The sequence below is a fragment of the Herbiconiux ginsengi genome (genome assembly GCF_900107435.1).
In the GTDB taxonomy this organism is placed as follows: Bacteria; Actinomycetota; Actinomycetes; order Actinomycetales; family Microbacteriaceae; genus Herbiconiux; species Herbiconiux ginsengi.
Window position 1 is genome coordinate 578,917 of sequence record NZ_FNPZ01000003.1, and the last position, 13,760, is coordinate 592,676.

The 13,760-nt window shown below is 70.4% G+C and carries 16 protein-coding genes; 7 read left to right on the top strand and 9 right to left on the bottom strand.

Annotated features, from left to right (window positions below; genetic code table 11):
• Nucleotides 1-624 carry a class I SAM-dependent methyltransferase gene (locus tag BLW00_RS15520; protein WP_092555740.1) on the bottom strand — a complete coding sequence of 208 codons (624 nt, stop codon included), beginning with the start codon at nt 622-624 and terminating at the stop codon, nt 1-3.
• 83 nt (nt 625-707) lie between these two features.
• Between BLW00_RS15520 and BLW00_RS15525 the strand changes: the two genes are divergently transcribed.
• The 5 genes from BLW00_RS15525 to BLW00_RS15545 all read left to right on the top strand — a co-directional run bounded on the left by BLW00_RS15525 (nt 708) and on the right by BLW00_RS15545 (nt 4,408).
• Complete coding sequence (locus BLW00_RS15525; RefSeq protein ID WP_092555742.1) at nt 708-962, top strand: hypothetical protein; 255 nt, start codon at nt 708-710, stop codon at nt 960-962.
• A 130-nt stretch (nt 963-1,092) separates the two neighbouring features.
• A complete protein-coding gene (locus BLW00_RS15530; RefSeq protein ID WP_092555744.1) occupies nt 1,093-1,692 on the top strand; it encodes a dihydrofolate reductase family protein in 600 nt (199 codons plus the stop codon).
• Nucleotides 1,693-1,707: 15 nt separating this feature from the next.
• Nucleotides 1,708-2,043: a YciI family protein gene (locus tag BLW00_RS15535; RefSeq protein WP_092555746.1), complete on the top strand. Its 336-nt coding sequence runs from the start codon at nt 1,708-1,710 to the stop codon at nt 2,041-2,043.
• A 47-nt stretch (nt 2,044-2,090) separates the two neighbouring features.
• Nucleotides 2,091-3,269 carry an RNA polymerase sigma factor gene (locus BLW00_RS15540; protein WP_175494258.1) on the top strand — a complete coding sequence of 393 codons (1,179 nt, stop codon included), beginning with the start codon at nt 2,091-2,093 and terminating at the stop codon, nt 3,267-3,269.
• Nucleotides 3,270-3,475: 206 nt separating this feature from the next.
• Nucleotides 3,476-4,408 (top strand): patatin-like phospholipase family protein, encoded by a 933-nt coding sequence (locus tag BLW00_RS15545; protein WP_092555748.1) that lies wholly within the window; start codon nt 3,476-3,478, stop codon nt 4,406-4,408.
• Nucleotides 4,409-4,457: 49 nt separating this feature from the next.
• On the opposite strand, the gene BLW00_RS15550 is transcribed toward BLW00_RS15545, so the two are convergent.
• Both BLW00_RS15550 and BLW00_RS15555 read right to left on the bottom strand, forming a co-directional pair.
• Complete coding sequence (locus BLW00_RS15550; protein WP_092555750.1) at nt 4,458-5,774, bottom strand: ion channel protein; 1,317 nt, start codon at nt 5,772-5,774, stop codon at nt 4,458-4,460.
• Nucleotides 5,775-5,812: 38 nt separating this feature from the next.
• Nucleotides 5,813-7,144, bottom strand: coding sequence for a coiled-coil domain-containing protein (locus tag BLW00_RS15555; RefSeq protein ID WP_092555752.1), 1,332 nt, complete (start codon nt 7,142-7,144; stop codon nt 5,813-5,815).
• A 142-nt stretch (nt 7,145-7,286) separates the two neighbouring features.
• Between BLW00_RS15555 and BLW00_RS15560 the strand changes: the two genes are divergently transcribed.
• On the top strand, nt 7,287-7,808 hold the full coding sequence (locus BLW00_RS15560; protein ID WP_092555754.1) for a type II toxin-antitoxin system PemK/MazF family toxin: 522 nt from the start codon (nt 7,287-7,289) through the stop codon (nt 7,806-7,808).
• Between the two features lie 189 nt (nt 7,809-7,997).
• Here the strand turns inward: BLW00_RS15560 and BLW00_RS15565 are convergent, their stop codons facing one another.
• The 5 genes from BLW00_RS15565 to BLW00_RS15585 form a co-directional block, all read right to left on the bottom strand.
• A complete protein-coding gene (locus tag BLW00_RS15565) occupies nt 7,998-8,591 on the bottom strand; it encodes an HD domain-containing protein (RefSeq protein WP_092555756.1) in 594 nt (197 codons plus the stop codon).
• A 239-nt stretch (nt 8,592-8,830) separates the two neighbouring features.
• The gene (locus BLW00_RS15570; protein ID WP_175494311.1) at nt 8,831-9,127 is read right to left on the bottom strand and encodes an SHOCT domain-containing protein; all 297 of its coding nucleotides are present in this window, start codon (nt 9,125-9,127) and stop codon (nt 8,831-8,833) included.
• A 137-nt stretch (nt 9,128-9,264) separates the two neighbouring features.
• On the bottom strand, nt 9,265-9,927 hold the full coding sequence (locus tag BLW00_RS15575; RefSeq protein ID WP_092555760.1) for a response regulator: 663 nt from the start codon (nt 9,925-9,927) through the stop codon (nt 9,265-9,267).
• The gene (locus tag BLW00_RS15580) at nt 9,924-11,621 is read right to left on the bottom strand and encodes a sensor histidine kinase (protein WP_175494312.1); all 1,698 of its coding nucleotides are present in this window, start codon (nt 11,619-11,621) and stop codon (nt 9,924-9,926) included. Before BLW00_RS15580 ends, BLW00_RS15575 begins: the two co-directional genes overlap by 4 nt.
• 159 nt (nt 11,622-11,780) lie before the next feature.
• Nucleotides 11,781-12,434, bottom strand: a complete 654-nt coding sequence (locus BLW00_RS15585) for an FMN-dependent NADH-azoreductase (RefSeq protein ID WP_092555762.1) — start codon at nt 12,432-12,434, stop codon at nt 11,781-11,783.
• Between the two features lie 121 nt (nt 12,435-12,555).
• On the opposite strand from BLW00_RS15585, the gene BLW00_RS15590 reads away from it, so the two are divergent.
• Nucleotides 12,556-13,524 (top strand): hypothetical protein, encoded by a 969-nt coding sequence (locus BLW00_RS15590; protein WP_092555764.1) that lies wholly within the window; start codon nt 12,556-12,558, stop codon nt 13,522-13,524.
• Between the two features lie 4 nt (nt 13,525-13,528).
• On the opposite strand, the gene BLW00_RS15595 is transcribed toward BLW00_RS15590, so the two are convergent.
• Nucleotides 13,529-13,750, bottom strand: coding sequence for a hypothetical protein (locus tag BLW00_RS15595; protein ID WP_092555766.1), 222 nt, complete (start codon nt 13,748-13,750; stop codon nt 13,529-13,531).
• Between the last annotated feature and the right edge of the window lie 10 nt (nt 13,751-13,760).

The window sequence follows — 13,760 nt, forward strand, 5'->3', positions numbered from 1 at the left end:
CTATCGCTCTTGAGGTGCCTCGTGCGTGTCTTGCGCAGTGCGGGCGATGATCGCCGCCTGCGAACGCTGCCCCGCGGTCTTTCGAACGTGCGACTCGGTCACCTCGAAACCGGCCGACTGCAACTCCTCGCCGAGGGCGTCGACCGACCACAGGTAGGCGGGGGTGACCGCGTGCGCGTATCCCTCCACCACGGGCCCCTCGAGAAACCCGATCAGCACTTCGCCGCCGGGTCGCAGCACGCGGCGGAACTCGCGTAGCGGCATCCCGATCGTGCTCGGCTCGTGGTGGATGAGGGAGTACCACGAGAGCACCCCGCCGATCGAACCGCTCTCCGCGTCGAGCGTGTTCAGACTGCCGAGCGTGAACGGTACCCCTGGGTAGGTGCTGCGGGCGCGAGCGATGAACTCGGGCACTTGGTCGACACCACGGGCATCGAGTCCCCGTTCGGCGAGGTGGTCGGTCCAGTGGCCCGGTCCGCACCCGGCATCGATCACGGGCCCCTCGAGCGTGTCGGCCCAGGTCGCGATGAGGTGGCGATCCGACGGATGCGCGGCGCCGATCTCGCCGAAGAGCTCGATGTACTCGGCAGCTCGACGCGAGTAGGCGAGCCCGACGTCGTTCATGCGCCCACAGTAGTGGAGCCGTGAGGCTGGTGAGCGACCACCGTGCCGCGTGAGCGGTGACTGCCGCCCGATACACTCCGAGCATGACGGTGGCGATCTACGCCCGAGCGGCATACGACCCTGCGCTTCTGATCTTCTTCGGCATCCTCCTGGTCGTCGTCGGGATCGTGATGCTCGTCTTCGCCCGATCCTTAGCGCGGATGCGAGCGCGCGGATGGCCCGGCTCGCGAGAGGCGACAGAGAACGACGTGCGATATGCCCGCCTGTGGGCGATCGGGATCATGGTCGTCGGAGCGATCTGCCTTGTCATCGCTCTCGTGCGAGGGCTGACGGGATGACGCCGTACGTCGACTGGACCCGGGCGCCCGGCGAATTTCCGCCGACCTGTCGAAATGACCCCGGCCCGTTCGTAGCAGGAGTGAAGGCACCCACCGGGGGCGGCCCGCACGACGAACAGGGAGAACCATCATGAGCACCACATTGACCGTCGACTTCTTCAGCAGCCTGGACGGCTACGGATCGGCGGAAGGCTGGCCCGGATACTGGGGCAAAGAGGGCCCCGAGATCATCGCAGACCGCGTGCGCACCTTCGAGCAGGAGCAGGTGCTCGTCTTCGGCGCGAACACCTTCCGGGGGTTCAGCAAGTTCGTCAAGATCTTCGACGAGCCCTACTACGACAGCCTGACCGCCCTGCCGAAGATCGTGTTCTCGAGCACCCTCGAAGAGCCGCTCGAGTGGGAGAACTCCACCGTCATCAACGAAGACGCCGTCACCGCGATCGAACGACTGAAGCGCACCACGGATGTTCCGATGCGATCGCATGGCAGCATCTCCTTGAACCGCGCCCTGCTGGCCGCCGGCCTCGTCGACCGGCTCGAGGTCATGGTGTTCCCGGCCGTCACGGGCAAGTCGGGCTACGCCGCTCTCCTGCACGACGGCGCCGAGTTCGACCTCGAGCTCCTCGAGTCGACCGTGCTCGACGGGCGCACGGTGAAGCTCGTCTACAAGCCGACGCTGCACACCGGCATCCCCGAGGGCGTCGGACCTCAGCCACGGAACGCGGAATAGGGGCAGGATCGGATCATGCAGTATCTCGTCAACGTCATCGACGGCCGCAGCAACTCGGGCACAGCCGAGGAGATGGTGGCCATCGACGCCTTCAACGAAAAGCTCCAGGCCGGCGGACACTGGGTGTTCGCGGCCGGTCTCGCCGATCCCACCGTCTCGACCGTCATCGACGGGCGCGGCGACGAACCGATCTTCAGCGATGGCCCCTTCGTCGAGACCAAGGAATGGGCCGCCGGGTTCTGGATCATCGAAGCGCCCGACCTCGACGTCGCCCTGAAGCTCATGGCCGAAGGCTCGAAGGCCTGCAACCGGCGACTCGAGCTGCGGCCCGTCCTCCCGGAGCCCCAATAGACGCGCAGGATGCTCTGACCCGCGCCCACCGCGAGGAGTGGGCGCGGGTGGTCGCCACGCTCGCGAAACGGTTCGGCGATCTCGACATCGCCGAAGACGCGGCCGCGGAAGCCTTCGCGACCGCCATCGAGCGGTGGCCGGTGGACGGCATCCCGCCCAACCCCGGCGCCTGGCTCACCACCACGGCGACCCGCAAGGCGATCGACCGGATGCGCCGCGAGAGCACCCGCGACGCCAAGCACAGGGAGGCCGAGCTCGTGTACGGCAGAGTCGACGATTCAGGCGCTGAACCGCTCGGCGCCATCGACGACGACCGGCTGCGGCTGATCTTCATCTGCTGCCACCCGGCGCTCGCGATGGAGGCGCGCGTCGCGCTGACACTCCGGATGGTGGGTGGACTCAGCGTGCCCGAGATCGCCCGCGCGTTCCTCGTACAGGACACCACGATGGGGGCTCGCATCACGCGCGCCAAGGCGAAGATCTCTGCGGCGGGCATCCCGTTCCGGGTGCCGTCGGCCGAGGACCTCCCCGCGCGGTTGACCGGGGTGCTGGCGGTGCTGTTCCTCATCTTCAACGAGGGGTATCTGGCATCCGCACCCGACACCGCGCCCGTGCGGGAGGAGCTGACGGGTGAGGCCATCCGCCTTTCACGGATGCTGCACCAACTGCTCCCCGACGCCGGCGAGGTGACCGGGATGCTCGCCCTGATGCTGCTCATCGATGCGCGCCGTTCGGCCCGGGTCTCATCGGCGGGCGAGTTGGTGCCCCTGGGCGATCAAGACCGAGGACAGTGGGATGCCGCGCAGATCGCTGAAGGACACGCGCTCGTGCGCTCCCGGCTGGCTTCGGGCATCGCGCCGGGGCGCTACCAGCTGCTCGCCGCCATCAACGCCGTGCACACCGACGGCGACGCGACCGATTGGGCGCAGGTGGTGGCGCTCTACGACCAGCTGGTGCGGCTCGACGGTTCGCCGATCGTGCGGCTCAACCGTGCGATCGCTGTGGGGGAGCGCGACGGGCTGGAAGCGGGCCTCGCGCTCGTCGACGACCTCGAGCCCGAGCTGGCGGGGTATCACGCCTACCATGCCGCACGCGCGGATCTGCTGCGGCGCCTGGGCCGGGTCTCGACAGCGCGCGAGGCGTACGACACCGCGATCGGCCTGGCCGGCAACGCGGCCGAGATCGCCTTTCTGACGCGGCGGCGTGACGCTGTACGACCGTCGTGAACGGGGATGGCGGGGGAACTGCGGCGGTTGTGCACCGTGCGGGCCGCGTGCTAGCGTACGGGCGATCGTGACCCGTCAGATCTATCGGCAGGAGGTGAGACCCATGAACGCAGTATCCGTAACGGGTGCTCCCTCGCAGTGCACGATCGCGCGACTGACGTAGTCGCCACCGGGAGCGCCCTCCTCGCATCGCGAAAGGCACCCCCATGAACACACAACCTTCTTCTCTGCACGAAACGTCTCCTTCTGCGCCCTCGCGTGAGCGCGCCCTGGTGCTCGGCGGCGGCAGCTCCGCCGGCAACGCCTGGCTGATCGGCGTGATCGCCGGGCTCGCCGACTCCGGGCTCGACGTGACCGAAGCCGACCTCATGATCGGCACGTCGGCCGGATCGACCGCCGCCGCTCAGATCACCAGCGCGAGCCCGGCCCGGCTGTATGCCGACATCCTCTCCACCCCGGTCCCGCAACGGCATGCCCCGGTCGCAACCAACGGCTCCCGCGGGTTCGTCGGCTCACCCGACGACCAGTTGCGCCGGATGACCGAGATCATCGCCGCCTCCGCGGACGTCGTCGACATGCGCCGTCGGCAGGGCGCGGCGGCTCTCGCGAAGGACGTCACGTCGGACGGCTCGGAGCACGGGCGCTGGCGATCGACCGTCGCCGCCCGGTTACCCGGCCAGGACTGGCCCGAACACCGCATCGCGATCACGGCCGTGGATGCGCACACCGGCGAACCGGTCGTGTTCGACCGTGACAGCGGGGTCGACCTGGCTGATGCGGTGGCCGCCAGTTGCGCCGGCGGCTTCGCCTATCGCATCGGCGCCCGCCGATACATCGACGGTGGCTACCGGCGATCCAGTGAGAACGCCGACCTGGCCGCGGGATACCAGCGGGTGCTGGTGCTCTCGCCCCTCGGCGGGCGCACGCTGCTGCCGCTCGACTGGGGAATGCAGCTGGCCGTGCAGGTCGACGAGTTGAGGGCAGGCGGGAGCAGCGTCGAGACCGTGCTGCCCGACGGTGACTCGCTCGCGGCGTTCGGCGGTTCCATGATGAATCTCGCCTCGCGTCCCGCTTCGGCACGAGCCGGTTTCGATCAGGGGCGAGCTCTCGCTGCGAGGCTCGCCGGGTTCTGGCGCTGAGCCCTGTGACGGAGTACCGACGCCTCGGCGTCTGTGCTCCGTCACGCCCTCAGGGAGCGGTGGCCGCGACGCCGGATCCGGCGAGCGGGATCGGCTTGTCGCCGTCGGGGTGCACGATCATCTCGGGGGCCTTCGTGACGATCAGCCAGGTCGGCAGGATCGCGAGACAGAGCACGGGCAGGATGATGAGACTGCCGCTGACCGCCGTGGCGATGAAGAGGGCGATCCAGCCGTCGCGGGCGACGGCGAGCACCATGCCGAGCACACCGGCCGACACGGCGAGGGCGACCGGGATGCCGGGGACCAGGGCATTGGCCAGCACGCCGACGGCGGCGCCGATGAACACGGACGGGAAGATGCGGCCGCCCCGGAAGCCGGCGGCCGCAGCGACGGTGAGCGCCACCACCTTGACCAGCACGATCACGATCAACGCCTCGACGGTGTAGTCGGCGCGGTTCGTGGCGAGTTCGGCTGTCTGCTGCAGTCCCTTGAAGAGGGTGATCGGCCCGCCGATGGCGCCCAGCACACCGAGCACGATGCCGCCGGCCGTGACGTAGAAGACCGGATTGCGCAGCAGGCGGAAGGCGCCGTGCAGGCGTGGGAACACGGCGGCGGCGCCCACCCCCAGCACGGCGGCGACCGCGGCGATCACAGCCGCGCTCAGCAGGTCGAACGGCTGCACGGTGTCGTAGGCGGGCAGCGGGAGGGCGAAGGTCGGGTGACCCAGGAAGCGCATCGTGATGGCGCCGGCGCCGGCTGCGACCAGGGGGAGGAAGAGCTTGTCCCAGAGCGCGCCGCCGCCCGCGATCGAACCGACGACACCGGTGAACACCAGGGCGGCGGCCACCGGGGTGCCGAAGAGGGCGCCGATGGTGGCGGCGGCGGTGATCATGATCACGAGCGCGGGGGGAATCGCCTTCCAGAGGCGTGCGATGAGGGCGACGAGGAGGCCGGTGTTGATGGCGATGATCGGGTTCTCGGGGCCGAGGCTCACTCCGCCGGCCAGGCCGACGACCGCCACGAGTGCGAGGGAGGGCAGTGCGCTCAAGGGCAACGGCGGGGCGATGAGCTCCGTCGTGGCGGAGTCGCGGCCACCGTGACCCGGCACCAGCCACAGGCACAGGCCCACCACCAGCCCGGTGAGCGTGAGGATGCTGAAGATCCACCACCCGTTGTCGGGGTCGATTCCCGCGGCGTGCGGGAACACATCCCAGATCACCGACTCGAGCTGGTCGGCGACCCACTCGATGCCGAACAGCAGCAAGGCGCTCACGACGCCGATGAGGATCGCCGGGATCGACAGCTGGACGAGACGCTTGACGCTCGGTGCAGCCTGCGCGAGCGCTCCGGAGGCGGGGGAGGTCATGTGCTCACGATATCGCCACGCGGGTGGACCCCGTCGAGTCAGAAATCGTCGACGTGCAGGTGGTCGCAGCTGTCCTCGAAATCGATGAAGTTCTGGAAGTTCGGCTCGTCGCCCGCGGCGTAGCGGCACTGCGACTGGCCCACCCGCGATCCGTTGGGCATCATCGGGTCGAGAACCGCGATCAGGTTGAGCGAGGCGTCGTTGGCGCCCGTCAGTCGCACGCCACCCACCGAGGTGAAGTCGACCGCGTGGCCGCCGCCCTGCCGATAGTGCGCGGATGCGGTGCCCGCGCCCTCGATCTGGCCGGTGCAGCGGCGGCTGATGTCGCTGACCCCGGCGCTGCCGAAGGCTCGCACGGCGGCCACCATCGCCTGGAGGATGGTGACGTCGATGCCGCAGTTCGCGACATCCTGGCCCTGCGCGATCCAGGCGATCTCGAAGATGTGGTCGGGCGTGGAACCCCAGAACTGGCCGGCGGCGACGTAGCCCATGAGCTCCTCGGCGAGGGCCTGCGCATCGCCGGAGACGGGGCCGACGACCTGACCGCCCTGGTGCGCGGCAGCTGCTGCAGCGGCCGCGGCAGCAGCTGCCGCCGCGGCTCGGGCCGCGACACCGGCCTGGTATTGCTGCTCGGTGGTGGCGAGATTCTGCTGCAGGCTCGCGAGCTGTGCATTCATCTCGTCTTTGTGGGCGTAGTTCTCCTGCAGGATGGCCACCGCCTCGCGCTGTGCCGCAGCAGCGGCCTCGAGCGCGGCCTGGGCGGCATCGGCGAGTTCGGTGAGTTCCTGCTTAGCCACCTCGGCCTGTTGGCTGAGCGACGTCGCCGTGTTCGCATCCTGCTCGGCGGCGGTATAGACGGCGCTCACCGACTGGGTGAGCTGACTGGCGGCACTCAGCTGGGCGAGCAGGTCGTCGACATGGGAGGAGTCGCTCGTGAGAAGCATCGTGGTGAGGTCGGATCCGCCGGAGCGCACGAACTGGGCAGCCATCTGCGCGGCCCGCTTCTTCGATTGCTCGGCCTTCGTGGCTGCGGCCGCCGCGGTGGCGGCCAGGGTGTCGGACTTGAGCTGACCGGCGGTGAGGGCCGCGCTCGCCTTGTCGTAGGCGTCGGAGGTCTCGGCCACTTTGAGCTGGGCGGCGGCGGCTTTCGCCTCGTTGTCGGCGATCACGGTCTGCAGCTTCGTGATCTCGTCTTGCTTCGCGGCCTCGTTGCCGCGGGCTGCGATCACGTCGTCCCAGCTGGGGTAGTCGTCGGCGTAGGCGGCCGGTGCGCCGGTGATGGCGGCCGCGGCGGTGAGCGCCACGACGAGGAAGGCGGTGCCGGCGGCACGGATGCGCGTACGGCGGCGGGCGCGGAGTGACGTGTCCATGGATCCTCTGAGCTCGGGCACGTCGCGGATCGGCGCCCCAGGGGAATATTCAACCCCGACCCGGCCCTGCGGCCGGGAGGTGACGACGGCAATTCGCAAATCGTTGACGAGGCACAACGAGGTCGGGCGATAGGGTCGGCGTATGAGCGGCAGAATCGACGACCAGGGCGGCAGTCCCGGTCGCTACGGCGCATCCGCCACCGTGGAGATCGACCCCCGGTCGGTGGGCCGCGTGGGTGTGGCGTACAACCCGGTGACCGATGGCGATGCCGATCCGGGCGAGATCGTGTGGACCTGGGTGCCCTACGAGGAGAACGACGGCCGGGGCAAGGATCGCCCGGTGCTCGTCGTCGCCACCGAGCCCCGGGGCACGGTGCTGGCGATGCAGCTCACCTCGAAGCCGCACGACGACCAATACGACGTGGGCATCGGCAGCGGCGCCTGGGATTCGGCGGGCCGGCCCAGCTGGGTGCGCCTCGAGCGGGTGTTCCGGTTGCATCAGGATGGCATGCGGCGGGAGGCGGTGGCGCTCGATGCGGCGCGCTTCGCGCTGGTGGCGGCGGCGCTGCAGAAGCGCTTCGGGTGGCGCGCGGGTGACGCCCCCGCCGTGGCGCGGCGCTCTGGTGTCATGGGCGTGTTCCGCCGACTTTTCCGGTCACGCTAGCGGTGCTAGCTGCCTCGGGCGCCGTGCTTCGCGCGGCGTCCTCGGGCGTCGCCGGTCCCTGCCCGGCGCCGCGCGACATGTTCCGGTGAGGTCGCTTCGCGGCCTCGCCGTCACCCTGGGTCGTCGATAAGGGCCTGTTGCGTTCAGTCTCGTTGGAGCAACCTGGGTGGGGACGAGTCGGAACCCTCGTCACTCCAGCGGGTTGGTGTCCAGCCGTCCCGCCACCCCTGACGCGATCGCATCCGCCGCCGAGCTCACCGGCTTGCGGTCGGCCTGGTCGCGGAAGCACTGCAGGAACTCGTCGCGCAGGGTGAGGCGCGGGTAGCGCTCGAGCACCTCGGTGCGAAGCGTCTCGGGCCAGAGCTCGACGTTGCGGCCCGAGATGTCGAGCCCGGTGCCGATGCAGAGCAGGTGGCCCTCGGGGTCGACAGCAGGGTCGACCTCGTCCCACATGTGCCGCACGATCACCTCCGCCGCGCGGGTGCGCCGCTCCCGCGACCAGCCGGCTCCGGCTCCGAACACCCACGCGATGTGGCCGCCGGCGTTTTCGAACGACAGGGTGTGGTTGTCGAACTCCGGCTCGAGGGCGAGGTCGTGCAGCATCGCCGACACGAACAGCAGCTCCTCGTCGAACGCGAGCCCCGTGAGCCGCCCCTGTGCCGCGCCCCACAGATATGACCGCACGCAATGGTTGACGAACGCCTCCGACTGATACTCCTGAGCGACGTCGAGCGCAGCCAGCGAAGCCGGACCGGTAGGCAATGGCAGTTCGTCAATGTGCATACAAATATTCTCCCGCAAAACCCCCACCGAGACTGCACGTATCGGGCCCTGCTCGATGACCCAGGGTGAGGCCGAGGCCGCGTCAGCGACCTCAGCCGAACATGTCGCCTCGCGCCGCAGAAGCGGCGGCGCGAGCAATAAGGGCTCGCCCAGCCGAAGGCCGGGCGAGCCCGAAGGGCGGCGGGGCGGTACCCCCGTCCGGTCGCCCCCTCAACAAGCGGCACCCCTCCCGGCACCCCCTACCGCTGCGGATAGGAGCTGTTCGCCCGCAGCACCTCCAGCCGCGCCCGGTACTCCACCTCGTCGATGTCGCCCTGCGCGAAGCGCTCGGCGAGCGTCGACTCGGCGCGGCGGCCGGGCTGGTCCCACCCGCGGGCGGCCCAGGCGTTGCGGCGCCAGCGGCGGCCGACGGTGGCGAAGAGGATGACGAACAGGGCGATCCAGAACAGCGGGATCAGGAAGAACAGAAAGCCGAAACCGCCCACGAAGGGGCCGGCATGGGCGGCGACGGATGCGAGCGCGACGGTTGTGAACACGATTTCCTTCTCTCTCGGGCTCCGGTGCGGAACCCTCTGTTCACAGCCTCGCCGCATCGGCCTTCGGGCGAATCTGCCGACGGGCGGCATTCCCCGTACGCCCGGGGGAGTACGGGGCGCGGAGAGGCCGACGCCGCCTACGCCCGTCCGGGTGTCACGAGCCCGGTCTCATACGCGATCACGACGAGCTGCACCCGGTCGCGGGCCGCGAGCTTCGACATGATCCGCGAGACGTGGGTCTTCGCGGTGAGCGGGCTGAGGAAGAGCCGCGCGCCGATCTCCTCGTTCGTGAGCCCGGCGCCCACCAGCGCGAGCACCTCGCGTTCGCGGGCCGTCAAGGCGTCGAGGCGGGATGCATCCGGTCGGTCGGTGAGATCGTGCGACACCCGCTCGAGCAGGCGGCGCGTGACGCCCGGGCTGAGCAGCGCGTCGCCGGCTGCGACGACGCGGACGGCCCGGATGAGCTCGACCGGCTCGGTGTCCTTCACCAGGAACCCGCTCGCACCGGCCCGGATGGCGCGGCCCACGTATTCGTCGAGCTCGAAGGTCGTCACCACCACGATGTGCGTCGCGGCGAGCTCGGGGTCGGCGGTGATCTGCTCGGTGGCCCAGAGCCCGTCGCCGTCGGGCATCCGGATGTCCATCAGGATGACGTCGGGGTGCTGCGTGCGCACCAGCTGGACGGCCTCGGTTCCCGATCCGGCCTCGCCCACCACGTGGAGGTCGGGCTCCGACTCGAGCAGACTGCGGAACCCACCGCGGATGAGCTGCTGATCGTCGGCGATGGCGACGCGGATCACGGGGCCTCCTCGGGTGGCGTGGCTCCAGCTGTGGGCGGGGTCGGAGGTGTCGGCGCGGTCGTCGGGGTCGGTGCGATGGGTGGGGTGGGTGCGGTCGGCTCGCTCGGTGGGGTGGGTGCGGTCGGCTCGCTCGGTGGGGTGGGTGCGGTCGGCTCGCTCGGTGGGGTCGGTGCAGTCGACGCGCTCGGTGCTGCCGGCGCGGTGGAGGTCGTCGGTGCGACGGGCGAGGCCGATGCGCCGGAGGGGGATGGCGGCACGGGCGAGAGATCCGGCCGGCGCGGGATGGACGCGGCCACGACGAAGCCCCCGTCGGGTCGGGGCCCGGCGGAGAATTCGCCGCCGAGCAGCTCGGCGCGCTCGCGCATGCCGAGCAGGCCTCGGCCGAGGCGCACCGGCTCCGCGTCGGGTGCCGCATCGCGCGCCCGCGACGCCCTGGCGGTCTGGTCCGCACGCGTAGCCGCGCCCGAGCCCGCGACTGTGCCGTCGTCGATCACCGACACCGTGTAGGCCTCCGCGGTCTCCGCGAGCGTGACCGTGGCGCGGGTCGCGTCGGCGTGGCGGATGACGTTCGTCAGCGACTCCTGCACGATGCGGTAGAGGGCGAGCTGGACCGCCTTCGGAGGTGGGCCGGTGCGGGGCGCGGCGTCAGCGCCTGGCGCGATGCCGTTCTCGAGCGTGACCGGGAGCCCTTGTGACACGACGGATGCGACGAGCCCCTCCAGCCGCGAGAGGTCGGGTTCGGGAACGAGGGGCGCGGCGTCTTCTTCCGCACCCGGGGCATCCTGGCCCGCCCGCAGCACGCCGAGAACCGAGCGCACCTCGTCGAGCGCGCTCTTGCTGGCGTCTTTGATGTTCGCCAGGGCGCTCGCCGCCAGCTCGGGCTGCGTGTCGATGAGGTGGAGTCCGACGCCGGCCTGCACGTTGATCTGGCTGAGCGAGTGGGCCAGCACGTCGTGGAGTTCCCGCGCGATGCGCACGCGCTCGGCCTGCACCTCGGTGAGCCGGCGCTCCGCGGCGCGGCGGCGGAGTTCGTCGATGCGGGTGCGGCGCGTGCGGATGCCTTCGCCGATGCCCAGCAGCAGCACGAGTCCGAGGGTGACGGCCACCACGGCGGCGGGCTGCCAGTCGACGCCGATGAGGATGCCGGCGCCCACCGTGAGCACCCAGGCCACGCCGAGCGACCACCAGGCCCAGACCCGCGCGCCGCGCACCACCGCGCTGACGACCGCGAAGGCGAGCGCGATGTAGGGAGGAGCGAACTCGCCGGCCACCAGGAGCGCATAGGCGCCCGCGGCGGCCGAGACCACGGCGACCACCGGGCCCGGGAAGCGGCGCGCGGCGATCAGCGCGAGTGCGCCGAGCAGAGCCAGACCGACGCGGGCCGCGAGGTGCCACGGTTCGTCGGCGCCGACGGTGACGAGCCGACGGAGGCGCCACGTGAACAGCGCCGCCGGCACCTGCACCACGAACGAGATGATGACCGGGAGCCACAGCCGCGCCCAGCGCGAGAACCGGAAGCGCGGCTCGGCGCCGAGGTCGTCCCAGCCGCTCCACCTCCCGTGCGGGCCCCATCCGGCACCGTCGCCAGCCGACCACCCGCGCCGGCCCGGCCACTCGTGCGGCGCGCGCTCCTCTTGCCCCGCGCGGGCGCTCTCGTCTCCGCGTTCGTCGTCAGCGCGGCCCGGGTACGGCATGGCTCGATCGTATCCGTGCCCCTCGCGCGCGGCATCCGCCGTACGTCGCGTCCGCTCTACTCTCGGGGGAGTAGGCGACCCTCGTCGACCCGTCACTTTGTGTCGCTCTGGGCGTCTCAAAGCGACCACAAGTGACGGGTCGACGCAGTGTGGGGCTGCTCAGGCGGTCGGGGCGCCCAGCTCGCGGGCGAGCGCGGCGGCGGCTTCGTGGGCCTCGACGAGCTCGCGGCGGCTGCGATCGATCTGGTCGGACAGGGCCGGGACCGTCTCGGCGAGCGTGAGGTTCGTGGCGATGACGCTCACCGTCATGCCGAGTGCCGTGCCGAGGATGAGCCGCAGGGCCGGCACCTCGTGATCCCAGCCGTCGGTCGGCGATCCGGGGTCGTAGGATGCGCCGCGACTGGTGACGATGACGGCCGGTCGCCCCGCGAGCGGCTGGGTGTCGACGTCGAACGGCGCCGTCACGGCCGGAACGTGGATGTTGTCGATCCAGGCCTTGAGGCTCGACGGCAGCGAGTAGTTGTAGAGCGGGGCGCCGATGAGCAGGGCGTCGGCCGCGAGCAGTTCGGCGATGAGCGAGGCCTGCAGCGCCTCGGCGTCGGCCGGCGGCGTCGACCCGGCAGGGCGCAGCCGCGCGGGCCAGTGCAGTGCCGCGTCGGCGAGGTGCGGCAGCGGGTCGCGGTGCAGGTCACGATGCGTGACGGTGTTGCCGGGTGCCGCGGCCAGCCAGGCTTCGCTGAAGGTGTGCCCGATCGCCCGCGAGCGGGAGGTCTCGAGGTCGGCGGAGGAGTCCAGGTGCAGCAGATTCGCCATACAGCCACGCTATACCGCGTGGCCGCGGCGCGTCAGGCGCACTCGTGCGGTGCATTCGCCTCGAGGCATGGACGAAGTTCTAGATTGTCACCACGGGGACGGGGCGGATCAGGGGGCATCGATGACGAGTGAACACACGAGCGACGCGGGCAGCGCGGCAGCAGCCGGCAGACCGGCACTGACCTGGCGGTATTCGCTCATCGTGGTCGCTGCTGCGCTCGTCGCGGTGGTGGCCGTGCGCTGGGCGATCGTGCTGCTCGGAGACGTTCTGCGGCGCCAGGCGGAGGAGGCCTCCCCGAACTCGTGGGCCGGCGTCGGCGTGGCTCTGCTGATGCTCGGCGTCGCTCAGCTCGCCACCGTGCTCATCTTGGCCCTCGGCGTGCCGATCGCTCTTCTACGGCGATCGGGGAGCCGGCGATTCGTGTGGGCCTTCGAAGCGGTGCTGGTCCTGTTCGTGCTGATCCTGATCGCCGGATACGGCTTCGCCGCATTCGGCTTCCCGTTCGTCTTCGGGGGAGTCGAACTCGGGTTCTTCGTCTTCTTCGCGCTGCCACTGCTGTGGGTGGTGCCCGCGTTCGCTGCATCGCTCATCCCGGTCCGGGCAGCCGGCGTCGTGGTCGCCGCGGGACTGGCCGCCTCGCTCGCCTCGTGGGCCGTCACGGCCATCGCGGGCGGCGCCGAACAGGCCGCCTACAATGCGGCCTACCACGGCCCGGTCTTCGTGCCGGCGGGCGACCCCGACGAGCTCCTCGACGGCTACGACCTGGGCTGGGTGGAACTGCCCGACGAGTACGGCGGCGGATCGACCCCCTCGATGCAACTCACCTTCTCCAGCGAGAGCGGCACGGGTGGCGGCTTCTTCGTGGAGTTCTACGACGGTCACGAGCACGACCCCTGCGCGTACGGCTGTGACATCGTCGGCTCGGCACTCGGCGGCGCAGTGACCCACAACGAGGCCACGCCGACGTACTACGACGTCACGCTCGACAGCGGCACGGTGCGGGTGTCAGGGCTCTCCGAGGAGCAGGCGTTGACCGTGCTCGGCGGACTGAGGGAAGCGAGCATCGACGAGTTCGCCGGGCTTCGCTAGGGCCTCAGGCCGACAGACGGCCGAGCTGCTCCTCGACCAAGGGCAGCAGCTCTTGGAAGCGTGAATCCAAGTGCGGTGTCATGTACGCGGCATCTTCCCGCAGATCTTCGATGAGGGCGCGGAGTCGCGCGAGTTCATCGGTGGAGAGGGTGGAGAGCGAGATGTCCGAGTAGGGGAGCGCAACCGCTACGGCTGCGACCTCATCGGTCCAGGTGATCCGGCCCACGATCCTCCAT

Bases quoted from the DNA above. Each gene is read 5' to 3' on its own strand.
- BLW00_RS15580 (WP_175494312.1), bottom strand. From the start codon at position 11,621: ATGCCGTACCCGGGCCGCGCTGACGACGAACGCGGAGACGAGAGCGCC.
- BLW00_RS15550 (WP_092555750.1), bottom strand. From the start codon at position 5,774: ATGACCTCCCCCGCCTCCGGAGCGCTCGCGCAGGCTGCACCGAGCGTC.
- BLW00_RS15535 (WP_092555746.1), top strand. From the start codon at position 1,708: ATGCAGTATCTCGTCAACGTCATCGACGGCCGCAGCAACTCGGGCACA.
- BLW00_RS15530 (WP_092555744.1), top strand. From the start codon at position 1,093: ATGAGCACCACATTGACCGTCGACTTCTTCAGCAGCCTGGACGGCTAC.
- BLW00_RS15520 (WP_092555740.1), bottom strand. From the start codon at position 624: ATGAACGACGTCGGGCTCGCCTACTCGCGTCGAGCTGCCGAGTACATC.
- BLW00_RS15555 (WP_092555752.1), bottom strand. From the start codon at position 7,144: ATGGACACGTCACTCCGCGCCCGCCGCCGTACGCGCATCCGTGCCGCC.
- BLW00_RS15590 (WP_092555764.1), top strand. From the start codon at position 12,556: ATGACGAGTGAACACACGAGCGACGCGGGCAGCGCGGCAGCAGCCGGC.
- BLW00_RS15525 (WP_092555742.1), top strand. From the start codon at position 708: ATGACGGTGGCGATCTACGCCCGAGCGGCATACGACCCTGCGCTTCTG.
- BLW00_RS15585 (WP_092555762.1), bottom strand. From the start codon at position 12,434: ATGGCGAATCTGCTGCACCTGGACTCCTCCGCCGACCTCGAGACCTCC.
- BLW00_RS15560 (WP_092555754.1), top strand. From the start codon at position 7,287: ATGAGCGGCAGAATCGACGACCAGGGCGGCAGTCCCGGTCGCTACGGC.
- BLW00_RS15565 (WP_092555756.1), bottom strand. From the start codon at position 8,591: ATGCACATTGACGAACTGCCATTGCCTACCGGTCCGGCTTCGCTGGCT.
- BLW00_RS15545 (WP_092555748.1), top strand. From the start codon at position 3,476: ATGAACACACAACCTTCTTCTCTGCACGAAACGTCTCCTTCTGCGCCC.